Consider the following 22977-nt stretch of genomic DNA (forward strand, 5'->3'; position numbering starts at 1 on the left):
ACTCTCCTATTCAAGATAAGGGATTCATCCACTCTCGCTGCGACACAAGGGTGGCGAACTGCACGCAGGTTCGCAGACCGGTGAATAGGAACCGGCAGGGCTAGGCCTCCTGCGCACAGCTCGCCATAACGCGAGTACAAAAATACCGCTTTCGCGGCGCTGTGCGCCTATTCACTAGCGGGCTGCGAAACCCGTATCGCTGAATTTGCAGCGACGACCAAACTCTAGCCCTCACTGCGGGCGCACACAATATTCTCCCACGTCTGAAGTGCGTAGGAAATACGAGATTTTTTGGCGGGATATTTCTTTTGTTGGTGGTTGGAGGCGTGAGCTGAGTGTCGGATTAATAAAGCCGCACTGTAATTTCTGCTTATTTTATTCAAAAAATGAAGTGTTATACGATTCGCAGGGCGAGCCACCGCCTGTCCCGCGGAGGCGCTGTGGTCATTTGGCTTTATTGAGGAAATGGCACCATGGTTCGTAGGATAAGTGTGCTGAGGATGTAGAGCAGAAAATAGAAAGACTTTGCATGAAGATCGATGGATTGACGGGTTATGTGGTGGGTGAGAATATGCAGCGGTGAATAGGAGGAGTGATTATGGCGTTTCACAAAGCTCTGGATATAGCAAATTGGTTTATAGCGAAGTGTGCTGAATCGGGCGATCTCATTACTCATTTAAAAGTTCAGAAGCTACTTTATTATGCGGAAGCCTGGACTCAGACGCTGATTGGTAAAGAGCTTTTCCCTGAGCAGATTCAGGCTTGGGCTCATGGACCGGTTGTTCCTGAGGTGTTTCAGGAGTTTAAGAAGTATGGGTGGAACCCACTGCCAGTTCCCGAAGATGAAAAAATCCCAGCCGTTTGCGCTGAGGCCGAAGACATAGTGATTCAGGTTTTTGAGGCTTACGCTGACCTGCCTGCAAAAACACTTGAGGACATGACTCACAAAGATGCGCCATGGGTTAAAGCTCGAGGTAGTTTGAGTCCGGAGGAGCGCTGCGAGGTCATTATGCCAAAATCTGAAATTTGCGAATTTTTCAGAACGAAGTATGCGGCGTAAATTTATGGCTAGCAGGTTGCCCAAAATACAGTGAGTGATGGAGTAGAAATTTGGAAAAAGGCGTTTCTTGAGGAACGTAGAAATGAGGGGCGCCCTTTGGCAGGACATTGGCGTGCTGAATGTTAGTTGATGTAGTGGCCTATTCTTCGTCTAGATCTTCTTCGTGGATCAGCCTTTGAATGAAACGAGTAAAATTTGAGCAGACCTGCTTTTCAGCGCTGGCCTGATTTTCGTCGGGGTTAAGATCACTATCAAAGCTATCGGTCATGAAGTAGCTGATCGCTCCTGAGTCAAGATTCAGGCAAAAGAAGTTGCCACCCCAGTCGTTCGCAAAAGGAAGCAGATGCGCGGGAATAACCTGCTTCTTCAGCATGGATTGATAAGTGGAGAGCAGGGTGGCGGATGTATTGGCAAGGGGCTTGAAGGCAGCAACCTCCAAGGGCTCGTCAAAGGTTTCACCGAGCCAATAGGTCCGCTCCGGAACACCGCCGTTGTACCTGAGATAGTGGTCTCGAAAGGGGGCAGGCAGCTTCTTCCCGATTACAGACTCCAGATTGTCGAGATCTGCCGGGCTAATGGCCGCCTCATCGTTCGAGAATGTGTTTTCGATCATCGTTAATCTCCGCTCATGGGGCGCTCCAACGTTTGGATTTAGATATCTTATTGGCCAACGCTTTGGATCGTTGGCGCAGAAGAGCGAAAACTCACTTGAATGGCGTGATTTTGAACAGTCCGACTGTCGAAATGAGGCTGTTTATCCGGTCTGTTTGTTCTGTGATTTCGTGCTCTATTTTTTCAACAGGATAGGAGGCCTCGGTATCAAAAAATTTTAACTTGAGCAGTGTTATCAGCAATATGATTCGTTCATTGCACTCTGCAATGGCATCACCTTTATCCGCGTAGAATCGTATCTTCTCATCGTCCAGTGTTTCGCCTTCCAAAAAGCGGTTATGCACGCTGAGCTTAACCTTGACTTGCAGTTCGCTGCCGCTGTTCATTGCTTCTAATACGCTTGCCAGCGCGCTGTCGTAAGCAGAAGTCTCGTTACTTTCCTTGGCCAGTAATCCCTTGAGGACTAAAGCACTTTCAACCCATTCCCAATAATCATAGTTATTTTCAAAAGGGACTTCGGCAAGTCGGTCGACGATAAATTTTGCCTGCTCTTTCTCCTTGGTGACGTACAAAACGTAAGCCAGCTTGGAGAACGCTTCCAGACGCAATTTGCTGCTTTTGGTGAATTTTGAAGGAATTTTCTCGAGGTACGTCGCCACGGGGCTGTCGCCTTGGGAAAGAATCTCGAGAACGTCGGTCAGTTTCATAGGGAATCTCCCGAAAATTATTTAACGATAAATTTTACTTTGGTGCCGTCTGGGTAAGGGCTGAGTGCATGGGCAATGGAGGACCCAGCCCCCCGGTTATCACTCGGGTTGATGTACCTGACACTCGCGCCTGCACCACCTTCCTTGAGCATGGCCATGGGGAACTCGTCCCTGTCCTTTCCTTTACGTGCGGGGAACCCTGACAGAGAAGTCTTCCTGTTCTGATCGGCGCTTTTCCTGTTGATAGTGAATATGTCCTTACCTCGTGACTTGATAACACTCTGGATATGGCCAAATGTTTGTCTGTATTGCTTTTTGGTCAGCTCAAGGACGATGTCGTGAGTTTTGCCGTCTCCGGCTTTGACGCTGCATCCCTTGAAGCCCAGCGGATCCAGCCACGTCAGTGGGTTGGGCGCGTACTGATAAAGATTGATCCCGCCAGCCAACCCAATCGGATCCGGCGTCGTAAACCGCCCCACATCCGGATCATAAAACCTGAACGTGTTGTAGTGCAGCCCGGTCTCCCGGTCCAGGTACTGACCCTGGAATCGCAGGTTCTGGTCCTCGATGTAATACGGCTCACGTATTTCTTCAAGGGTGTTGCCCCAGACCCGATACCGCGCCTGCCACACCGTGGCTCCATCCGCTTCGGTCAGTTGCTCGGGTAGGCCATTGAGGTCGTTGTGGTAATAGCGGACCTTCTGCAATTCCCCGCTGCCATCGACCCGGGCCAGCGGTTCATAACCGTTATCGGCATACAGATACAGGCTGGTCTGGCTATTGCGATGTTCCTGCAACAAGCGCAGGCCATCCCAGGTAAAGTGCGTTTCGCCCAGCGGATAGCCGTTGTTGTCGTGCTCGGTCTTGCCGATACGCCGCCCCAGCGGATCGTAGGTCATGCGCACAACGGTTTCCCGCGCACCGTCCTGGTTGCGCACCTCGATCAACCGATGTTCGGCGTCATAGGCAAAGCGTTGCACTCGCTGACTGCCGCTACGCTTCTCGATCATCCGGCCGAAGGCGTCGTAGCGATAACGCTTGTCCTGATAGGTCAGCAGCTTGTTGTGCACCACCAGCCCGGCACTGGCGGACGGGCCGTCCAGCAGGTTGGCGGCGGCGTCGTAGGCGAAGGTTTCGCTTTGGCCCTGCACGCTGTCCTGGCTGGCGATGATCCGACCCGTCGCGTCGTAATGCAGCAACTGGCGTTGGTCGCCCCGTGGCTGGCGGTCGAGGCGGCCGATCAGATTATCGCTGGGGTCGTAGTCGAAATGCTTCTGCGCTGGCGCCGGCAATGCTGATGGCTGGCTGGAAGGGCGGCGCAAGCGTGAGCGCAGGCGTCCAACACGGTCGTATTCGCTGCGGGTGCTGAGCTGGCCCTGGGTGCGCAACACCTCGCGGTGCAGGCGATCACGCTCGAAATCGCTGATAACCCGGCCGTCCAGATTGATCTGGTGCAGATGCCCGCTGCCGTAATACAGCCGGTTGAGCCAACGCCCATCCGGCAGCTGCGTCTGGATCAGATTGCCCAGCTCATCGTAGTGATGCCGCAAGCTACCCGCCGCGCCCTGTTCTTCCAGCAACTGGCCCAGGGCGTCATAGGCAAAGCCGAGCTTTTGTTCATTACCGTCGTTGTCGGTAAAGGTGATGGCGGTGAGTTGGTCCTGCGGGTTGTAGGCGTACTCGGTACGCCCATCATCGGTGACCTTGGCGATCAGCCGACCCACCGCATCACGTTCCAACTGGTGGACGATGGGGGCCACCGGCTGCGTCGGTACCAGCGCTAGCCCATTTCCAAACGGTGCCGGAACGTATTCCACGCGGATCGCGTTATCCAGCATGTCATAGGCATAACAGCGGGCGCTGCCGTCGAGATCGCGTTGTTCGGTGAGACGGTCGCCGGCATCCCAGGCAAAGCGATAGCTCTCGCCATTCTCATTGGTCAGCGCCTGTAAACGCCCATAGGCGTCATAGCCGAACTGCACCTGCCGGCCATGGGCATCGATGCGTTGGCGTACCTGGCCGCGACGGTCGTATTGATAACCCGTGCTGTGCCCAGCCGGATTGACATAACCGGTAAGTTGGCCGCTGCCGTCGCGCAGGTACTGTTCGACGCGACCGTCCGGCAACTGGCTCTGCAACAGACGACCCTGGGCATCGTGCTGATAGGTCACGCGTTCACCGAGGGCATCGGTGACCACCTGCAGATGACCGCGCCGGTCGTAGCTGAAGGTGGTCGGCGAACCCGAGCAGTCGACATGGCGAATCAACTGCCCCAGGTCGTTCCACTGCAAGGTTTTGCTTTTACCCGTGGCGTCGATGATCTCGACCACCTGACCCTGGGCATCGAAACGGTATTGGGTGACTTGCCCCAGTGGATCGGTCTCGTGGGTGCAGTTGCCGCGCGGGTCGTAGCGGTATTGCCAGCTGTTGCCCGCCGCGTCGGTCTCCACCAGCGGCAGCGACCAGTGTTCCAGCCACAAGGTCGACTCGCTGCGCCCCAACGGATCGACGCTGGCGCTGAGATTGCCCGCTTCGTCGTAGCTGAACTGATGCCGCCCGCCCTGGGGATCGGTGGCGCCGAGCAACTGGCGCTCGTCGTTCCACTCGAAGTGCCAGGTATGGCCGAGGTTGTCGCTGTATTCGGTGATCTGGTGCTGCGGGTTCCAGCGACGGATGCTCACACGCTTCAAGCCATCGGTGACACGGGTGATGCCGTTACTCAGGTCGTAGTCGAATAGATACTCGTCGCCGTCATCGGTCCAGTGTCGAATCACTCGCCACTCAAGGTTCTCGACCTGCGCCCACTGGTAGAAACAGCGCAGCCCGCTGGGCAATTGGTGCTCGACCATCCGCCGCTCGTGATCGTAGGCAAAGCGCCGTTGCACTTGGCCTGTAGAGCCACGCACTTCGGCCAGGTCGCCGCTGCTGTCGTAGTCGTAGCTGACCAACACCTCACGCTGTTGATCAGTGAAGATTCGTTCGACCTGGCTGACACGCCGAGGCCACTGGGCGCTGTAGATCAGTTCCACCCGCACAAGGTCGAAGGTGTCACGCAGCCGAACCAGCCGTCCTGATTCGTCGTAGTCGAGATAGATCCGGTTGTCGTTGCGGTCACCCAACTGGCTCAGGCGCAAGGTCGAAGGATCGGCCAGGGTCGGTTCGAACAGGCGATACAAACCGTCATCGCTTTCGATCAGCAGTTGTCCATTGCCGTTGCGCCGCACCGCCAGGCCGTCCCCCGGACTGAACACCGCGCCGCCCAACGGAATCGAGCCCATATCGATACGTCGCGCCTGTTCATCGGTATAGATCAGCCGCTCGCCGCCTTCGGGATGCACCTCGATACGCACGCCGACTTCATAGGGCAGGCTCCAGCCTGTACCGAGCAATGTGTCGCGACGTTCATCACGACTGTTGTAGAAACGCTGCCAGTCGATGGGCAGGATGCCGGGCAGAACAAAGTCCAGCTCGTCCTCGCCGCCCAACACCTTGGCACCCGTCGCGGCATGTACCGGGTTCGGCGAACCGGCGATGGCATTGGTCAGCGCACCGATGGCCTGGCTGGTAACGAAGGAATTGACCCCGGCCAGCAACATGCACGGCAGATTGCTGAGGAACTTGCCTTTGCTGCCCTTGAGCATCATCAATGCGGTAATCGCCAATCCCACGCCGGGTGTCTTGCCGCTGCGAATCTCGCGCACCACCACCGAACCGCCGCCAATGGTGACATTGGGCGAGATCAGCCCAGCCGAAACCACGGTGGCATCGCAGGTGCTGCGATCGCCACTGCGCACGGCGGGTTGCCCGTTGATGCTGACCTTTTCCGAACCTTCGGCAAGAAACTGCGGCGGCATCGGCGGATGCTTCATGCAGGTCACCAGGTCCAGCGGTTTGGGCACCGCACCGGGTGCCGGTGTCGCCACCGTGGGCCGCCACATCTGCGAGAAAAAGCCCTTGGCCATATCGAGGAAGCCCGGTTCCTCGGCCTTGTCACTCTCGGCGGGAGCGGCGTCTTCGCTCTCGGGCGTGCCCGCCGGAGCCACATGGGACGGCACCGCACCGGCGGCGCGGGCGGCTGGAATCGAGTTGATCAGGGTGTCGGTGGAGCCGCTGAGAATCGTCGCCTGCACCGTGGGCGGAAAGAGGCCGTTGCCGATGTCCTCGCACATCTTGCTCAGGCCCTTGTCGGCGCCGGTCTTGCTCATCGCCACGCCGACAATGACCCCGACCACCGCGCCGAGGACACAGGCGCCCAGCCCGCCGGTCGCAACGGTGATCCCGGTCGCGGCAACCACCGCTGCCGTCGCCAGTGCGGTGATTGCCACATTGGCTGCGACCTCCAGCACACCGCCGAGAATATCGGCCATCATCGAGGTATGGGACAGTCCATCGCCCAGCCGGGCGGCCCACAGTGCGTCAGACATGCACGGCTTCCGTCACACCACCCGGTCGAATTGCAGGGACTGCTTGATCGTCGCCCAATGCGCCGCTTCGGCATCCCCCAACTTGTCAGCCTTGACGTAACTCAGGGCGAGCATCTTGCGGGTGCCCGGCAACACCAGCGCGAGCTGGTACTGGAAGACCTTCTCCGCGCCCTTGCTGAACTGGCTGCGCAGCTCGATGCCGTCCACCGACTGATCGGCGCCCAGGCGCACGGCCTGGCCCGGTTGGTAGCGCAGTTCCTGGACCTGTTGCTCCAGGCGCTTGAGCTGGGCGTCGAAGTTGCTTTGCAGGGTTTCACCCTCGGCCAGCTGGCTGCGACTGACGATCAGCGAAGTCCCCAGCTCCGGAAACTTGAGGATATTGATCGAGGCGTCCAGCAGCTCGCTCTCGGGCAGGGCGAACTGGAATTCATTGAGGCGGTAGGTCATGGCTCGCGAATCTCGTTATTTGGGCTTGGGGAACATCGCCTCGACGCTGGCGTCGATGCTGCCTTTGACGCCTTGGCCTTCGGGCGACGCACCGGGGCCGCCGCCGTTGTTCAGGTGCAGGGTGCCGCCGGTGTTGAACTCGGCATCGCCCGAGGCATGGAAGCTGATCTGCACGCCGCTCAGGTTGATCTGTCCGCTGGCGTTCAGCTCCAGCACGCTTTCGCCGCAGACCAGGCGCAGGTTTTCGCCGACCTCGATGACATAGCTCTGGCTGATGCTGTCGGTCTTCTTGCGGCCGACCACCAGGATGTCGTCGTCCTTGACCGCGCGCAGGCGCACCGAGCCGATAGTCACCGTCTCGTCGCGCCCCACGCTCTTGTTGCGGTCGTGGCCCACCGCATGGCTCTCGTCGACCTCGACCACGATGTCCTGGTTGCGCTCGGCATGGATGTACAGCTGCTCGGCGCCTTTCTTGTCTTCCATGCGGATTTCGTTGAAGTTGGCCGGGCTGCCGCCCTTGCTCGAACGGCTTTTCATGCCGCTCTGGGTGGCGTTGGCGGGCAGGTCGTAGGGCACCGTCTGTTCGGCGTTGTAGACCCGGCCGGTGATGATCGGCCGGTCGGGATCGCCTTCGAGAAAGCTGACGATGACTTCCTGGCCGATCCGCGGAATCTGCATCGAGCCCCAGTTCTTGCCGGCCCAGGCCTGGGACACGCGAATCCAGCAGGAGCTGTTTTCGTTGGACTGGTCGTGACGGTCCCAGTGGAAGTGCACCTTGACCCGGCCGAACTGGTCGGTCCAGATTTCCTCGCCGGCCGGGCCCACCACCACGGCGGTCTGCGGGCCCTTGACGGTGGGCCGCGCGGTGTTCGCCAGGGGGCGGAAGCTCTGTTGCGCGTCGATGCAGCTCAGGCTGCTTTCGAACTGCGCGCCGGCCCCTGTCGCGCCGGACTCCAGGCTTTCCTGGGCGATGTAGTAACGGGCGCCGACGATCAGGTATTCGCGGTTCTGGTCCTGGCGGCCGAAGCCGGTAAGGCTGAACAGGTGCCCGGAGCCCACCCCACGGGCATTGCCGTTGAGCTCGACCCGTTCATGCAGGCTCTGGATCGCTTCGATGCGGGTGCGGGCGTAATGCTCGCCGTCCTGGCTCTGCACGTAGGTGCCGGGGTAGTCGTAGAGCGGATAGTCGCCGGCGGTGTGCGGGCGCGGCATGGCCGAGCGCACGTCGATCCGTGCGCTGGGGCGCTGGAAGTCGTAGTCGTTGAGTTCCAGGGAGCCGGGCTGGACTTCCTGGGCCAGGTGCCAGCCGTTGAGGTGGTCGCGCTCGCGATGCTGGCCGTCCGGCGGGTAGTAGGGCAGGGATTCGTAGCCCGGGGCGCTGTGGTGGGCGCCGTAGGCGTCGGCCAGGACCAGCACATGGCGGTCCTTTTCATGGCGGAAGTAGTAGTAGATACCTTCCTGTTCCATCAGCCGGCTGACGAAGTCGAAGCTGCTTTCGCGGTACTGGACGCAGTATTCCCACTCGCGATAGGGCTGGCTGAGGGCGTCTTCGAAGTCGGAGAAACCGAGGTCGCGGAACACCTGCTTGATGATCTGCGGGATGCTCTGGTGCTGGAAGATCCGGCAGTCGGAGGTGCGGGTCAGCAGCCAGAGCCAGGGGCGCAGGGTCACCGAGTAGCTGGCGAACTGGCCTTGGCTGACGTTCTGGCTGCAGCGGGCGACGATGCCGTGGAAGTAGCGCAGGCCGCCCTGGACCTGTAGCGACAGGCTCATGGGTTTGCCCAGCAACTGGTTGAGGTCCAGGGCGCCGTCGTTGGAGGTCAGGTGCAATTCGTAGTCGAACAGCCGCCCCAGCTCCTCGCCGCCGCCGAAATCCTTGAGCAACAGGACATCCGGCCCGAGGGGGCTGTTGATCTGGGCCAGGCGGGTGGCTTGGGTGAATAGCATGGGTTATCTCTGGGTATTGTGGTGTTCGGGCGGGCCTCTTCGCGGGCAAGCTCCGCTCCCACAGGTCTTCTGTCGTACACAAAATACGGGAACGACACAGACACTGTGGGAGCGGAGCTTGCCCGCGAAGACGTCGGATCAGGCGCCCGCGTCGCTGAACTGGTAATGCAATTCGTTATCCCGCTCACTGATCCGCACCCCCGCCAGCGCCTTGCCTTCGAGCATGCGCGTGAGGAATTCGCGGCTCATGTCCGGCAGCAAACTGTTGGTCAGGATGGTGTCGATCATCCGGCCGCCGCTCTCAGTCTCGGTGCAGCGCGAAACGATCAGGTCCACCACTCCGTCGTCGAAATCGAAGGCCACCTTGTGGGTGCTTTCCACGCGCTTCTTGATCCGTCCCAACTGCAAGCGGGTGATCGCCTTGAGCATGGTGTCGCTCAGCGGATAGTACGGAATGGTCACCAAGCGCCCCAGCAACGCCGGCGGGAAAATCTCCAGCAGCGGCTGGCGCAGCGCCTTGGCGATCTCCTCCGGGTCCGGCACGTTGTCGGCGTCCTTGCACAGGTGCGAAATCAGCTCGGTACCGGCGTTGGTGGTCAGCAGGATCAGGGTGTTCTTGAAGTCGATCACCCGGCCTTCGCCGTCCTCCATCACGCCCTTGTCGAAAACCTGGAAAAAGATCTCGTGCACGTCCGGGTGGGCCTTTTCCACTTCATCCAGCAACACCACGCTGTAAGGCTTGCGCCGCACGGCTTCAGTCAGCACGCCACCTTCGCCGTAACCGACATAGCCGGGCGGGGCGCCCTTGAGCGTCGAGACGGTATGGGCTTCCTGGAACTCGCTCATATTGATGGTGATGACGTTCTGCTCGCCGCCGTACATGGCTTCGGCCAGGGCCAGGGCGGTTTCGGTCTTGCCGACGCCCGAGGTGCCGGCGAGCATGAACACGCCGATCGGCTTGCTCGGGTTGTCGAGGCCGGCGCGGGAGGTCTGGATGCGCTTGGCGATCATTCGCAGGGCATGGTCCTGGCCGATGATGCGCTTCTGCAGATGCTGGTCGAGGTTGAGCACGGTTTCCAGTTCGTTGCGGGCCATGCGGCCCACCGGAATGCCGGTCCAGTCGGCGACCACCGAGGCCACCGCCTGGTAGTCCACGGTCGGCAGGATCAGCGGGGTTTCGCCTTGCAGGGCGCTGAGGCGCTGTTGCAGGTCGACCAGTTTTTCCCGCAGCGCGTGGCCCAGCTCGATATCGCTGTCCACCACGCCGGCGCTTGCGCGCAGCTCGGCGCGGGTGGCAAGCAGTTCGTCCACCAGGGCTTTCTCATCGGCCCAGCGCACTTCCAGTTCGGCCAGGCGCTCGCGTTCGGCGTTCAACAGGTTCTCGCTGTTGCTGCGGCGGGCGGCGGTATCGACGCCGATGGCATGTTCGCGGGCAATGATCTGCAACTCGATTTCCAGCGCTTCGATACGTCGACGGCTGTCATCCACTTCGGCGGGCACCGCATGCAGGCTGATGGCGACCCGGGCACAGGCGGTGTCCAGCAGGCTGACGGATTTGTCCGGCAACTGGCGCGCCGGGATATAGCGGTGCGACAGCTTCACCGAAGCTTCCAGCGCTTCGTCGAGGATCTGCACCTGATGGTGTTTTTCCATGGTCGAGGCAACGCCGCGCATCATCAGCAGGGCCTTGTCTTCCGACGGCTCGGCGACCTGCACCACCTGGAAACGGCGGGTCAGGGCCGGGTCTTTCTCGATGTGTTTCTTGTACTCGGCCCAGGTGGTCGCGGCCACGGTGCGCAAGGTGCCACGGGCCAGTGCCGGTTTCAGCAGGTTGGCCGCGTCGCCGGTGCCGGCGGCGCCACCGGCACCCACCAGGGTGTGGGCTTCGTCGATAAACAGGATGATCGGCTTGGGCGAGGCCTGGACGTCTTCGATGACCTGGCGCAGGCGCTGTTCGAACTCGCCTTTCATGCTTGCGCCGGCCTGCAGCAGGCCGACATCGAGGCTGCGCAGCTCCACATCTTTCAAGGCCGGCGGCACGTCACCGGCGACGATGCGCAGGGCGAAGCCTTCGACCACGGCGGTCTTGCCGACGCCGGCTTCGCCCGTGAGGATCGGGTTGTTCTGGCGGCGGCGCATGAGGATATCCACCAGTTGGCGAATCTCTTCATCGCGACCGACGATAGGGTCGAGCTTGCCGCTGCGGGCCTGTTCGGTCAGGTCCACGGTGAAACGCTTGAGGGCTTCCTGCTTGCCCATGGCGCTGGGGGCCATGGCGCCGCTGGCTTCGCCCGGCACCGCCCCGGCCGTGAAACCGTCGCTGGCGCCCAGGTGATTTTCCGGCGAGTCGCCGACGTATTCGTCAAAGCGTTCGCTCAGGGCCTCGACCTTGATCTTGTCGAACTCCGACGACAGCGCCAGCAAGGCATGGCGCAGGCTCGGGGTCTTGAGGATGCCGAGTATCAGGTAACCGGTGCGTACCTGGCTTTCGCCGAACATCAGGCTGCCATAGACCCAGCCGCGCTCCACGGCTTCTTCGACGTGGGACGATAGGTCGGTGATCGAGGTCGAGCCGCGCGGCAGGCGGTCCAGGGCGTCGGTCAGGTCGCGGGCCAGGCGCGCCGGTTCGATGTTGAACTGGCGGATCAGGCGGTGCAGGTCCGAGTCCTGCAATTGCAGCAACTGGTGCAGCCAGTGGCTCAGCTCCACATACGGATTGCCCCGCAGTTTGCAGAACACCGTGGCGGCTTCGATGGCCTTGTAGGCGACGCTGTTGAGTTTGCCGAATAACGCGGCGCGGCTGATTTCACCCATGGTCCGGGCTCCTTGAATGGTGGGCCGAGGTGGCCTGATCGGCGTAGTGCCGGGCCAGGATCAGGTCCTTGGCGTCTTCTTGGGGTTGGCCGAGCCAGGTGTTGAAACCCAGGCGGAATTGGCCGTTGAGTTGCAGCTTGGGCACTTGCGGCTGTTCCAGGACCAGGTTCAGGTCCCAGTCCAGCTCGTGCCCCAGGTATTCGGCGACCCAGGCCACCAGGTGGCGGAAGGGTTCACCGTCGGGCAGCAGGCCCATGTAGTCGGCCAGCTTGAGCGGGCCGACGCGGATGCGGAATTTGTGCTGGCGGTCCCAGACATGCTGGCCCAGGCAGAAGTCGACGCCCAGTTGGTGCGCGCTGACGCCGACGCGGCTGCGCTCCGGCAGGTGCAGCCATTGGCCGACGTACTCCTCGATCTGCACCGGCAGCCCGAAATACTCCTGGAGGATGGCGCGCAGTCCATCGGGGTAGCGGGTCTGGGCGGCGAGGTGGCCGCTGAAGTGCAGCTTGGCGGTGTCCGGGATCAGTCCCTGTTTCAGCAGGCTGGGCATGCCCCGGCCACTCAGGGCGGCCAGGCGCGCGGACCAGTAGTCGTCGTCCGGGCGGTCATGGCTGACGGTCGGCCGCGCTTCGGCCCAGGCCCGGTAGAACAGGCTCAGCAGGCGATGGTGGAACACATCGAGGAAGCGCTTGCTGGTGCTGTCGGCATTGTTGCGCTGGCGCTCGCGCATGTACTCGGTCAGGTGCAGCGGCAACGGGCCGTTGGGGCCGCCGAGGCCGAAGAAGAACTGTTCGAGTCGCGCCGGCGTGGTCTCGCTGGCCGGTGTCATGGACGCCAGGGTCGCCGGGGCGAAGGCGCAGTCGAGCTGCTGGCCGAGGCGCAGCGGGTCGTCGGCCAGGCGCTGGGAGTGGCCGAAGCGCGGCAGGTGCGGCGATTCGCACTCGATACGCCGCAATGCCTGGAAGAAGTCGTATTCCCAGGGTTCGGCCTGCATCGCCGTGAGCGTGCTCACAGGGTCGGACGACGTCCGGGCTTGGCTTTCCATCGCATGATCTCGCCGCGTTCGGTGGTACGGATCACCGTCTCGGTAAAACTGTTGATCGACACGTAGCGTGCCAGGAAGCGTTCGAACACCGCGCCGAGGAGGAACACTCCGGTGCCGCGAAACGCGTTTTCATCGAATTCCAGGGTGATCTCCAGGCCACGGCCGAAGACGATCGGCCCGGGCATCGGCAGGCGCCGGGTACAGGGTTTGCTGCTGACCTCGCGCAGGCCCTCGATCTGCAATTGCAGGGCGGCGTCGTTGCTTTCGCCATACAGGCGCAGCAATTCGCGCAGGGCGGCGGCACCCTGGCCGGCTTCGCTCAGCGACAGGTAGTTCAGCGACAGCTGGCTGATCAGGCGCCAGGCCTGGTTGTCGTGGGCATGGCTGGCCCGTGGCCGACTCGGCCCGGCCAGGCAGCGGATCGCCGAGACCGGGGCGCTGTCGGCCAGGGTGAAGTCGCTCTTGCCGCTGCCGACGTTCATGAACAGCGGCAGGTCGCGGTTGGTGCACAGGGCGCTGACGCCCAGTTGGCGCAGGTCGTGGCCGTAAGGTGCCTGGCGGTTGTCCACCAGGCTGATGAAGGTTTCACTGCCGACGTAGGTCGAGCGGGTGCCTTTGCGCCGTTGTTCGCTGGACAGCACCCGGGGTTCGCGACGCAGGGTGTAGTAGGCCTGGTCGCGGCCATAGCGAGATGGATCGCGCACGGCATAGAACGGCAGGAACGGCTGGTCGGGCCCGGTGCCGTGGCCGGTGACGCCGGTCAGCGAGTGGATCTCGAAGTCCATGGGCCGGGTGCGGTCGGCGATCACATGGTGTTCGTTGACCCGCTCGGACAGGTGGATACGGTCCACCCGACGTGGGAACAGGTTGATCGCCGGGGTGCAGAAGGGCACGAACTGCGCGGCGCCGACGCTGCTTTCCAGGCTCGGGTCAAAGCGCTCGAAGAGCACGATCAGTTCCAGCTCCTGGCCGGCGCAACGCTTGACCGCGCGGCCCAGTTCGGCGAATTCGACGAACAGGTAGCGCTGGGGCAGGGCGAAGTATTCCTGCAGCAGCCGATAGCCCTGGAAGGCTTGGGCCACCACCGGCATCGCCGCTTCGCGGTCGTCGAAGCCGCAGGCGCGCAGGGCATCGGCGGGCAGGCGTTCGACCCAATCCCCACCGGGGGCACGGGCGAACACCGCGCAGGCATTGCCCAGCAGTTGCTCGTAGAGGCGAAACGGCTGCTCGTCGGCACCGTTGAGGTAGAGCGGCAGGCTGTCCAGGTCGAGCTGGTTGAACGGCAGTTCGGCGCCGGTGCGCAGGGTCAGGCGCAGGCCGGCCTTGGCCTTCGGCTCGCTGGCGGCCAGGCGCCCGAGCACCGCCGACGGGTTGCCGAAGTACTCGGCATGGCTGACCTGCAACGGCCACAGCGTCACCGCGTGGGCGCTGCGGTACTCGCAGGAAGTCTGGGTGTCCTTGCCCAAGGTGGCGCGCAACACGCTGTCCCGGGGCAGGGTGAAACCGCCGGCCAGGGAGCCTTCGTCCGGATCGGTCTGCAACTGCACCACGGTCATCGACGGTGTTGGCGCCAGGTAGTGCGGGTAGGCGATTTCCAGCAGGTTGTGGGTGAAGGTCGGGTATTCGGCATTGAGCTTGAGTTGCACCCGCGCGGTGAGGTAGGCGAAACCTTCCAGCAGGCGTTCGACGTAGGGGTCGGCGCAATCAAGCCCGGACAGCGTCAGGCGCCCGGCGATCTTCGGGTATTCCTTGGCGAACTCGGCGGCGCTTTCGCGCACGTGTTGCAGCTCCTGGTTGTACAGGTCGAGCAGGCGCGGGTTCATGAGCGTCTCCGTTGCTCGGCGGGGACCACGCGGACATGGCCGGATTCCAGGTCGAGGTCGGTGCGCAGCAGCAGCGGCAATGAAGCCGGCAGCGCCCAGAGATCGCCTTCGATCTCGAAGCTCAGGGCGTTGTGGTTCATCTCGCCGTGGGCGACCTGGGCCCGGACCCGCAGCGTATGGCTGAGGATGCGCGGTTCGAAGGTGGTGATGGCGGTGTGGATCAGGCCTTCGAGGGCGGCCACATCGATGCTCGACGCGCTGTTGCCCGCCAGCGCCGGCAGGCCGTAGTTGATCACCGAAGTGCCGGCCGGGGTGTGCAGGGTGGCGTCGGCGTCGAGCAGGCTGGTGCTGTTGAGCAGCCAGGTCAGGTCACGCAGCACCGAGGCCTTGAGTTGGCTCAGGGACAGCACGCGTTTGTCGCTGCCTTCCTGGAGAGTGCCCGGTTCGTCGTCGGTCAGGCGGTCGAGCAGCGACGGTTGCAGGCGTTCGCGCAGGGTGAGGTCGCTCGGCACATTGCTCATCGCGCGACGTCACAGGGGCTGGACACTGCGCGGCGGCAGCGCCACTGAACGGGAAACGAAGGCTTGGCCATGCTCGGACACCGGGAGTGAATCGAATTCGGGGTAACACCGCATGCCCCCGACGCTGAGCGCCAGGGGCGTAGGGGTCAGAGCTTGATGTTCGAGCGGATGTTCCAGCCGAACTTGACCGGGCCGCCTTGCTTGGAGCCGTCGGCTTTCTGCTCCTGGTACTCGACCTTGACCTGGGCGAAGTTCAGGGTGACGTTTTCGGTCAGGCGATCATCGCTGCCCGAACCGCCGGTGCTCAGGGACGTGACCAGCACTTCTTCCAGGTCGATCTTCATGTACTCGACCTGGCTTTCGCCGCCGGCCTTGCGCACCACCAGGGTGACCTTGTCGATGTGCTTGCCGCTGGCGCAATGCATCATCAGGTTCGGCGACGCCTTGTCGACGTACTTGGTCAACGACAGGTCCTGGATATTGACCTTGCCGGCACCGCCGCCACCACCCATATGCATGTTGCCGGACTGGGACATGCCCCAGCTCCAGTTGAGGACGTCGATTTCCTCTTTGTGGGCCTTGTCCTGGGACTCGCCCTTGATGTCGCCGATCTTGATGAAGATATCAACAGCCATGTTTTCTCCAGTGTGGTCTTCACCACGATGTGATTAGCCAGGACCCGCCGCGTGGGGGCGGGTGCGCTGTGGTTGCGGGTTTGGGCTTACGCCCCTTTTGCCGACGGCAGTTTCGAGACCAGGCGCAACGAAACGGTCAGGCCTTCGAGCTGGTAGTGCGGGCGCAGGAAGAACTTGGAGGTGTAGTAACCCGGGTTGCCCTCGACGTCCTCGACCACCACTTCCGCCGCCGCCAGTGGGTGCTGGGCCTTGGTGGTTTCGGTGGAGTGGGCCGGATCGCCGTCCACGTAGTTGAGGATCCAGTCCTGCAACCAGCGCTGCATCTCGTCCTTCTCTTTGAACGAGCCGATCTTGTCGCGCACGATGCACTTGAGGTAATGGGCGAAGCGGCAGGTGGCGAACAGGTACGGCAGGCGCGCGGCCAGGTTGGCGTTGGCGGTGGCGTCCGGGTCGTCGTATTCGGCCGGTTTCTGCAGCGACTGGGCGCCGATGAACGCGGCGAAGTCGGTGTTCTTCTTGTGCAACAGCGGCATGAAGCCGTTCTTCGCCAACTCGGCTTCGCGACGGTCGGAGATCGCGATTTCGGTCGGGCACTTCATGTCCACGCCACCGTCGTCGGTGGGGAAGGTGTGGGCCGGCAGGTTCTGCACTTCGCCGCCGGATTCGACGCCGCGAATCCGCGAGCACCAGCCGTAGTGCTTGAACGAACGGTTGATGTTCGCCGCCATGGCGTAGGCCGCGTTGGCCCAGGTGTACTTGGCGCTGTCGGCGCCGTCGGTGTCTTCTTCGAAGGCGAAGGCTTCCACCGGATCGGTCTTGGCGCCATAGGGCAGGCGTGCCAGGAAGCGCGGCATGGTCAGGCCGATGTAGCGCGAGTCTTCCGATTCACGCAGCGAACGCCAGCCGGCATATTCCGGGGTGGTGAAGATCTTGGTCAGGTCGCGGGGGTTCGACAGTTCCTGCCACGAGCCCATGCCCATCACGGTCGGCGAAGCGGCGGCAATGAACGGCGCGTGCATCGCCGCGCAGACCTTGGACAGCTCGCCGAGCAGCTCGACATCCGGTGGCGACTGGTCGAAGTAGTAGTCGCCCACCAGGCAGCCGTAAGGCTCGCCGCCGAACTGGCCGTATTCCTCTTCGTACATTTTCTTGAAGATCGGGCTCTGGTCCCAGGCCGTGCCCTTGAATTTCTTCAGGGTCTTGTGCAGCTCCGGCTTGGCGATGTTCAGCACGCGGATCTTCAGCTGTTCGTCGCTTTCGGTGTTGTTGACCAGGTAGTGCAGGCCGCGCCAGGCGCTTTCCAGCTGCTGGAACTCAGGGTGATGGATCACCTGGTTGACCTGCGCGGTGAGCTTGGCGTCAATGGCGGCGATGATCGATTCGATGGACTTGATGGCGTCGTTGGACACCAGGTCGGTCTGCGCCAGGGCCTGTTCGGCCAGGGTGCGCACGGCGCCCTCGACGGCTTCGCGGGCGCGCTCGGTCTTGGGTTTGAATTCCTGCATCAGCAGGTTGGCGAATTCGCTGGGCTCGGTGCTGGTGCCGGGCAACGCTTGGTTGTCTTGCTGCAACTGGGTCATGATCGTTCGTCCTGATTAAGCGCTGGGCTCGGAGTCCTGGGGCTTTGGCGCACTCGCCAGGGCCTGGAGCAACGCCGGATCCTTGATGGCCTTCATGATGATTTCTTCGGCGCCGGTCTTGCCGTCCATGTAGGTCAGCAGGTTGGCCAGCTGGGTACGGGCTTCGAGCAGCTTGTTCAGGGCATCGACCTTGCGCGCGACGTTGGCCGGGCTGAAGTCCTCCAGGCTTTCGAAGGTGATGTCCAGGCTCAGGTTGCCTTCGCCGGTCAATTCGTTCGGCACGTGGAACGCCACCCGTGGCTGCATGGCCTTGAGGCGCGAGTCGAAATTGTCGACGTCGATTTCCAGGAACTTGCGGTCGGCCACCGCTGGCAGCGGCTCGGCGGGCTTGCCGGCGAGGTCGGCCATCACGCCCATGACGAAGGGCAACTGGACCTTTTTCTCGGCGCCGTAGAGTTCTACGTCGTACTCGATCTGGACCCGTGGCGCGCGGTTGCGCGCAATGAATTTCTGAGAGCTGGTGTTCGCCACGTTGTTGCTCCTGGTCGCTCAAGCGACGGTGTTGGCGTTATCGGTGGTTGCCGTTAACTAAGCGGCGCGGTCTCGGCGGGCTTAGTCGCCCTCGGGGCCCCGCAGGTTTTCAAATTGGGACAGGCCGTCGGGAATCAGGTTGCGCACGATGGTCGCGAAGTCGGCGTGCACCAGGTTTTTCGCCCGGTTCAACAGCACCGGCAGCGGGCTGGAGGGCTCGTGGCGGGCGTAGTAGTTCAGCAGACGCTCGAGGCTGCGCAGGACATCGTCGCGGTTGCCGATCTCGCCCGGTGGCGCGCCGCGCGGGGCGATCGGGGCGGCGCTGTCTTCGCCATGCACGGCGGGGGCCGGCTCGGATGCGTTCGCGGTCGATTCGCCGGTGTCAGTGCCGGGCGCGTATTCGGCGAGGATCTGCAAGGCCAGCTTGAGCGGCTGGCGCAGGGCGGTGAGATCCACGCCTTCGGCCGAACCGACCTGGTCGCTGACGAAACGCTCGATGGCGTCGACGGCGCCACGGGCTTCGTTGAGCGCGGTGCGTACGGCGGCAAGCTGCTCGGGGTCGCTGTCGCGCAGGGCGCCGGACAGTTCGTCGGCGTTCAGGCTTTCGTCGGAGAAACCTTGCAGGCCGCTGGCATTCAGCGCCGCGCGCAGGGTCACGGTGCCGAAGGCCCGGGAGCGGGTCAGCACGCTTTCGCGCAACAGGCGGATATTGGTTTCGCAGGCCAGCCCCGAGAGCGCGTTGATCCGCACCGTGGGGTCGTTGTCGTCATCGGCATCGAGCAGCGGATAGAGTTCGGCCCAGTACTGCTGGAGCATCTGGCTGACCAGGGCCAGGGCATTGGCGAGTCCCGGAAAACCGTCGAGGGCCAGGGCGCTTTGCACGAGAAAATGGCTGATGCGCAGGTCCTTGCTGCGTTGCAGGAGCGCCGTGCTCGACTGCTCGATGGCGCGCCACGCCGGCGGTTCGGCCGCTTGCACCGAGTCGCCCATGATGCGCTCGGGTTTACCTTGGGCATCACGCTCCAATTGCAAGAATTGCGCGTCATATTCCAGATCCTCGCCACAAGGCGAGTTCGCTGAAACAGCGGCGAGCAACAACGGCACATCCACCAAATTCGATCTCCTTATCGGCCTGCTGGATAGTCAGGCATTTGTTCCGAAAGTTCCTTCAGAAAACTCTCATATTTCTCGTGGGTATATACAGGGTGATATCATTGAGCTATCACTTGTAAACAAGAAGTTGTGCATTTTTGGTGTAGTAGTTATAGCTTGTCAAGGTAAGCTATCGGCCCTTTGTTACCGTTGTGACACACTCGTCAAGGCTGTCGACTGCTGAGTCAGAGCGTGTGCGTTTTTAATAATTTTGTAGGTAGAATTCGCTAGATTCGGCGAACTGGCTGAAAAAGATAGGTTTTTTAGCGGATTTTCGTGGCCATGGCGGGGCTCGGCGCAAGGTGTTTGTGCCGGGTGGCTCGCGCGTGGATGTACTGCAAGGAGGCGCAATGTCGCTGTGTTTGACTATCACTAGTTATCACAAGATCACCCCTGGTCAATGTCCGGAGAAATCCATGGACACCGGGGTGATGGCAATTGGCCGTAGTTCCGAGAATGACTGGGTTCTTCCCGATCCGGAGCGGCTGGTTTCCTCGAAACATTGCGTTATTCAATACAAGGATGGTCGTTACTATCTGACGGACACCAGTACCAATGGCGTGGAGTTAGTTCAGGCCGGTATTCGTTTGCGTCGAGGTAACAGCGAACCGTTGCAGGACGGCGAGATCATCCGCATCGGTGAATACGAGATCCGTGCGCGTATCGATTTCAACCTGCAGCTGGCCCGGGACAGCCTGTCGGGGGGCGATTCGTCCAACAGTTTCGAAGCGTTGATGGGGCGCGCGGCCGCTGTTCCGGCCGCCTCGCCGGTGAGCACCCCGGCCGCGCATTTCCAGGGCGGTTCGGCGATGGATACGCTGCCGGACCTGTTTGATTTCCTGGCGCCGTCGAGCATTCCACCCGCGACCCAGTCGGACCATGTGCCGGCGCAGCAGCATGACTTTCGACCTCCCACGCCGGTGATCAGCCCGGCACCCGTGGTGCTGCCGAAAGCGCCGGGCGCCGGGGTGATTCCCGAAGACTGGGACTTGTTTGGCGACACGCCCAAGGCACCGGCCAGCGCGCCGATTGCGGCGCCTGTTCCTGTGGCGATTGCCGAGGCTGTCGCCGAGCCGACACCGATTCCCATGCCCACGCCGACAGTGGCCCCGGTCAGCCAGCCGGCACCCGTGGCGGTGTCGAGCGGTGCGCCCCAAGCCGATTTGCTGCAAGCCTTCCTGCGTGGCGCCGGCCTCGACCAGTTGCGTATCGACACCGCCCAGGTGGAGGCGCAGATGGAAGCCATCGGCCGCAGCTACCGGCTGATGGTCGAGGGCCTGATCGATGTGCTGCGGGCCCGCAGCAGTCTCAAGGGCGAGTTCCGCATGCAGCAGACGCTGATCCGCCCGGTGGAAAACAACCCGCTGAAATTCGCCCCGAACGCCGATGAAGCGCTGCTCCTGCTGCTGCGTCACGGCAACCAGGCGTTTATGGCGCCGGACCAGGCGGTCAGCGACAGTTTCGACGATCTGCGGGCGCACCAGATGGCGGTGATGGCTGGGGTGGAAGCGGCGATCAAACACCTGCTCAAGCGTTTCGAACCGTCGGCGCTGGAGACCCGCATGGGCAAGCCCGGCGGTTTGTCGAACCTGTTCAGCGGTTCGCGCCAGGCCCAGTACTGGCAGCAGTTCACCGAGCTTTACACGAATATTTCCCGTGAGGCCGAAGAGGATTTCCAGGATTTGTTTGGGCGGGAGTTCAGTCGGGCGTATGAGGAACACAGCGCGCGGTTGCGCAAGGGATCGGGGCGTTTGTAGCCGCGCGGTTGTCTGCAAAACAGGATTTAACGGAAAGCTCATAACGTCATTGAGGACGCAGGATGATTCACCGAGTTTTACTGGCCGCAGCCCTTACGCTGCTGCTCGGCGCATGTGCCAAGGAGGCGGCTGCCCCAGCGCCTGCTGACGCCCCCGTGGCCGACAGCGCTACCGCTTCCCTGCATTTCCACGCCATTGGCGGGCTCAACCCCGGCGCCGACGGCGTGCCCGCACCCGTGCGCGTGCGGATTTTCGAGTTGAAGAACAGTGCCAACTTCAACCGCGCCGACTACTTCGCCCTGGCCGACCGCGCCCAGGCGACCCTCGGCGCCGACCTGATCGACCAGGATGAAGTCCTGGTCCAGCCCGGCGAGCAACTGGATATCGAACGAGCACTCAACCCCGCGACCCGCCAGGTCGGCCTGGTGGTGGGCTATCGCGAAGTCGACCAGGCGCTCTGGCGCACGCTGCTGGTCATCACGCCCAAGCAGCTCAACGACTATCAGATCAGCCTCGATGTGCGCGCCGTACGCAGCGCCATTGTCGTGACCCCAACCCGCACCGCCCCCTAGGCAAACGGAGAAGCCATGTCCTGGAACAATCGAGTGGTCTGGTCGGAAGGCATGTTCATCGGAACGCAGCACTTCCAGCAGCATGACCGCTATCTGGAGAACCTGATCGACGCGCGCAGCCGACCCTTGGCCGTCGGTGCCTGGGGTTTTTCCGAGCTGCTGATCGACCAGGGTTTGCTGGCCCAGGGCAAGCTGGCCATCGTCTCGGCCCGGGGCCTGCTGCCGGATGGCACGCCGTTCAACATCCCTCACGATGACCTGGCACCGAGCCCGCTGACCATCGATGAAAGCCTGCGCGACGGCCTGGTCTACCTGGCCTTGCCGCTCAAGCGCGCCGGCTCGCGGGACACCGTCGACGAAGGCGAGGCGCTGGGTGGTGCGCGTTACCTGAGCCAGGTCCGCGAAGTCCGTGACGATAACGCGCCATTCGAGAACCGCGCGCCGGTGGCCTTGGGTTCGCGGGCCTTGCGTCTGTTGACCGCCGAAGATGGCCTGGGCGATTACGCCGCCATCGGTCTGGTGCGGGTCAAGGAAAAGCGCGCCGACCGCGCCCTGGTCCTCGACGACAGCTATGTGCCGCCGGTACTTGATGTGACCGCGAGCAAACCGTTGACGGCGTTTCGCAGTGAACTGCTGGGCCTGCTGCACCAGCGCGGCGAAGCCCTGGCCGGGCGCGTGGTGGCCTCGGGCGCCGGCGGTGCCTCGGAAATTGCCGATTTCATGCTGCTGCAACTGGTCAACCGCGCCCAGCCGCTGATCAGCCACCTGAGCCAGATCAGTCCCCTGCACCCGGAGCGCCTGTACAGCGAGCTGGTCAGCCTGGCCGGCGAGTTTGCCACCTTCTCCAGCAGCGGTCGGCGCCCGGCCACCTTCCCGGCCTATCAACACGATGACCTGGCGTTGAGCTTCGCGCCGGTCATGCAGGCCCTGCGCGAAGCTCTGTCTATGTTGATCGACAGCAAGGCGACGCCGATTCCGATTGTCGAGAAAGCCTATGGCATCCACGTCGCAATGCTGGCGGACCGCGGCCTGATCGACAACGCCAGCTTCATCCTCGTGGTGCGCGCCGATATCCCTAGCGAAACCCTGCGCGGGCGCTTCGCCCAGCAGAGCAAGGTCGGTTCGGTGGAGCACATCCGCGATCTGGTCAACCTGCAACTGCCGGGCATCGGCCTGCTGCCGCTGCCGGTGGCGCCACGGCAGATTCCGTTCCATGCCGGCTCCACCTACTACGAACTCGACCGGGGCAGCGAGCACTGGAAACAGCTGCAGAACTCCGGCGGTTTCGCCTTCCATGTCGCCGGCGATTTTCCCGGCTTGAACCTGGCCTTCTGGGCAATCCGAGGATAA

At 62.2% G+C, this 22977-nt stretch carries 17 protein-coding genes; 4 read left to right on the forward strand and 13 right to left on the reverse strand.

Annotated elements, in window-relative coordinates; genetic code table 11:
* The first annotated feature begins 598 nt into the window (after positions 1-598).
* Positions 599-1060, forward strand: a complete 462-nt coding sequence (locus M5C71_RS30565; protein ID WP_248769479.1) for a type II toxin-antitoxin system antitoxin SocA domain-containing protein — start codon at positions 599-601, stop codon at positions 1058-1060.
* Between the two features lie 139 nt (positions 1061-1199).
* Here M5C71_RS30565 and M5C71_RS30570 read toward each other — a convergent pair whose 3' ends face one another.
* The 13 genes from M5C71_RS30570 to tssA all read right to left on the reverse strand — a co-directional run bounded on the left by M5C71_RS30570 (position 1200) and on the right by tssA (position 19256).
* A complete protein-coding gene (locus M5C71_RS30570) occupies positions 1200-1673 on the reverse strand; it encodes an SMI1/KNR4 family protein (RefSeq protein ID WP_248769480.1) in 474 nt (157 codons plus the stop codon).
* Between the two features lie 91 nt (positions 1674-1764).
* Positions 1765-2379 (reverse strand): DUF6707 family protein, encoded by a 615-nt coding sequence (locus tag M5C71_RS30575; protein ID WP_177100746.1) that lies wholly within the window; start codon positions 2377-2379, stop codon positions 1765-1767.
* A gap of 17 nt (positions 2380-2396) precedes the next feature.
* Positions 2397-6803 carry an RHS repeat-associated core domain-containing protein gene (locus M5C71_RS30580; RefSeq protein WP_248769481.1) on the reverse strand — a complete coding sequence of 1469 codons (4407 nt, stop codon included), beginning with the start codon at positions 6801-6803 and terminating at the stop codon, positions 2397-2399.
* Between the two features lie 12 nt (positions 6804-6815).
* On the reverse strand, positions 6816-7250 hold the full coding sequence (locus tag M5C71_RS30585; RefSeq protein WP_100939801.1) for a DcrB-related protein: 435 nt from the start codon (positions 7248-7250) through the stop codon (positions 6816-6818).
* A gap of 15 nt (positions 7251-7265) precedes the next feature.
* Positions 7266-9197 (reverse strand): type VI secretion system tip protein VgrG, encoded by a 1932-nt coding sequence (locus M5C71_RS30590; protein WP_248769482.1) that lies wholly within the window; start codon positions 9195-9197, stop codon positions 7266-7268.
* Positions 9198-9335: 138 nt separating this feature from the next.
* Positions 9336-12011 (reverse strand): type VI secretion system ATPase TssH, encoded by a 2676-nt coding sequence (tssH, locus tag M5C71_RS30595; RefSeq protein ID WP_152736651.1) that lies wholly within the window; start codon positions 12009-12011, stop codon positions 9336-9338.
* Positions 12004-13056 carry a type VI secretion system baseplate subunit TssG gene (tssG, locus tag M5C71_RS30600; RefSeq protein WP_248746908.1) on the reverse strand — a complete coding sequence of 351 codons (1053 nt, stop codon included), beginning with the start codon at positions 13054-13056 and terminating at the stop codon, positions 12004-12006. Before tssG ends, tssH begins: the two co-directional genes overlap by 8 nt.
* The gene (gene tssF / locus M5C71_RS30605) at positions 13020-14879 is read right to left on the reverse strand and encodes a type VI secretion system baseplate subunit TssF (protein WP_248769483.1); all 1860 of its coding nucleotides are present in this window, start codon (positions 14877-14879) and stop codon (positions 13020-13022) included. Before tssF ends, tssG begins: the two co-directional genes overlap by 37 nt.
* A complete protein-coding gene (tssE, locus tag M5C71_RS30610; protein ID WP_103495526.1) occupies positions 14876-15391 on the reverse strand; it encodes a type VI secretion system baseplate subunit TssE in 516 nt (171 codons plus the stop codon). Before tssE ends, tssF begins: the two co-directional genes overlap by 4 nt.
* 155 nt (positions 15392-15546) lie before the next feature.
* Positions 15547-16035: a type VI secretion system tube protein Hcp gene (locus tag M5C71_RS30615; RefSeq protein ID WP_103495522.1), complete on the reverse strand. Its 489-nt coding sequence runs from the start codon at positions 16033-16035 to the stop codon at positions 15547-15549.
* A gap of 86 nt (positions 16036-16121) precedes the next feature.
* Positions 16122-17615, reverse strand: coding sequence for a type VI secretion system contractile sheath large subunit (gene tssC / locus M5C71_RS30620; RefSeq protein WP_248746906.1), 1494 nt, complete (start codon positions 17613-17615; stop codon positions 16122-16124).
* Between the two features lie 15 nt (positions 17616-17630).
* Positions 17631-18146, reverse strand: coding sequence for a type VI secretion system contractile sheath small subunit (tssB, locus tag M5C71_RS30625; RefSeq protein ID WP_103495520.1), 516 nt, complete (start codon positions 18144-18146; stop codon positions 17631-17633).
* A gap of 81 nt (positions 18147-18227) precedes the next feature.
* A complete protein-coding gene (gene tssA, locus M5C71_RS30630; RefSeq protein ID WP_248746905.1) occupies positions 18228-19256 on the reverse strand; it encodes a type VI secretion system protein TssA in 1029 nt (342 codons plus the stop codon).
* A 392-nt stretch (positions 19257-19648) separates the two neighbouring features.
* Between tssA and tagH the strand changes: the two genes are divergently transcribed.
* The 3 genes from tagH to tssK all read left to right on the forward strand — a co-directional run bounded on the left by tagH (position 19649) and on the right by tssK (position 22977).
* Positions 19649-21055 (forward strand): type VI secretion system-associated FHA domain protein TagH, encoded by a 1407-nt coding sequence (gene tagH, locus M5C71_RS30635; protein ID WP_248746904.1) that lies wholly within the window; start codon positions 19649-19651, stop codon positions 21053-21055.
* A 62-nt stretch (positions 21056-21117) separates the two neighbouring features.
* Positions 21118-21627 (forward strand): type VI secretion system lipoprotein TssJ, encoded by a 510-nt coding sequence (tssJ, locus tag M5C71_RS30640; RefSeq protein ID WP_248769484.1) that lies wholly within the window; start codon positions 21118-21120, stop codon positions 21625-21627.
* A 15-nt stretch (positions 21628-21642) separates the two neighbouring features.
* Positions 21643-22977: a type VI secretion system baseplate subunit TssK gene (gene tssK, locus M5C71_RS30645; protein WP_152736658.1), complete on the forward strand. Its 1335-nt coding sequence runs from the start codon at positions 21643-21645 to the stop codon at positions 22975-22977.

The organism is Pseudomonas sp. MWU12-2345 (assembly GCF_023242385.1).
Lineage (GTDB): Bacteria > Pseudomonadota > Gammaproteobacteria > Pseudomonadales > Pseudomonadaceae > Aquipseudomonas > Aquipseudomonas gingeri_D.

Excerpts from the sequence above, each read along its gene's own strand:
- M5C71_RS30565 (WP_248769479.1), top strand. The coding sequence starts at position 599 with ATGGCGTTTCACAAAGCTCTGGATATAGCAAATTGGTTTATAGCGAAG.
- M5C71_RS30570 (WP_248769480.1), bottom strand. The coding sequence starts at position 1,673 with ATGATCGAAAACACATTCTCGAACGATGAGGCGGCCATTAGCCCGGCA.
- M5C71_RS30575 (WP_177100746.1), bottom strand. The coding sequence starts at position 2,379 with ATGAAACTGACCGACGTTCTCGAGATTCTTTCCCAAGGCGACAGCCCC.
- M5C71_RS30580 (WP_248769481.1), bottom strand. The coding sequence starts at position 6,803 with ATGTCTGACGCACTGTGGGCCGCCCGGCTGGGCGATGGACTGTCCCAT.
- M5C71_RS30585 (WP_100939801.1), bottom strand. The coding sequence starts at position 7,250 with ATGACCTACCGCCTCAATGAATTCCAGTTCGCCCTGCCCGAGAGCGAG.
- M5C71_RS30590 (WP_248769482.1), bottom strand. The coding sequence starts at position 9,197 with ATGCTATTCACCCAAGCCACCCGCCTGGCCCAGATCAACAGCCCCCTC.
- tssH (WP_152736651.1), bottom strand. The coding sequence starts at position 12,011 with ATGGGTGAAATCAGCCGCGCCGCGTTATTCGGCAAACTCAACAGCGTC.
- tssG (WP_248746908.1), bottom strand. The coding sequence starts at position 13,056 with ATGGAAAGCCAAGCCCGGACGTCGTCCGACCCTGTGAGCACGCTCACG.
- tssF (WP_248769483.1), bottom strand. The coding sequence starts at position 14,879 with ATGAACCCGCGCCTGCTCGACCTGTACAACCAGGAGCTGCAACACGTG.
- M5C71_RS30615 (WP_103495522.1), bottom strand. The coding sequence starts at position 16,035 with ATGGCTGTTGATATCTTCATCAAGATCGGCGACATCAAGGGCGAGTCC.
- tssC (WP_248746906.1), bottom strand. The coding sequence starts at position 17,615 with ATGACCCAGTTGCAGCAAGACAACCAAGCGTTGCCCGGCACCAGCACC.
- tagH (WP_248746904.1), top strand. The coding sequence starts at position 19,649 with ATGTCGCTGTGTTTGACTATCACTAGTTATCACAAGATCACCCCTGGT.
- tssJ (WP_248769484.1), top strand. The coding sequence starts at position 21,118 with ATGATTCACCGAGTTTTACTGGCCGCAGCCCTTACGCTGCTGCTCGGC.
- tssK (WP_152736658.1), top strand. The coding sequence starts at position 21,643 with ATGTCCTGGAACAATCGAGTGGTCTGGTCGGAAGGCATGTTCATCGGA.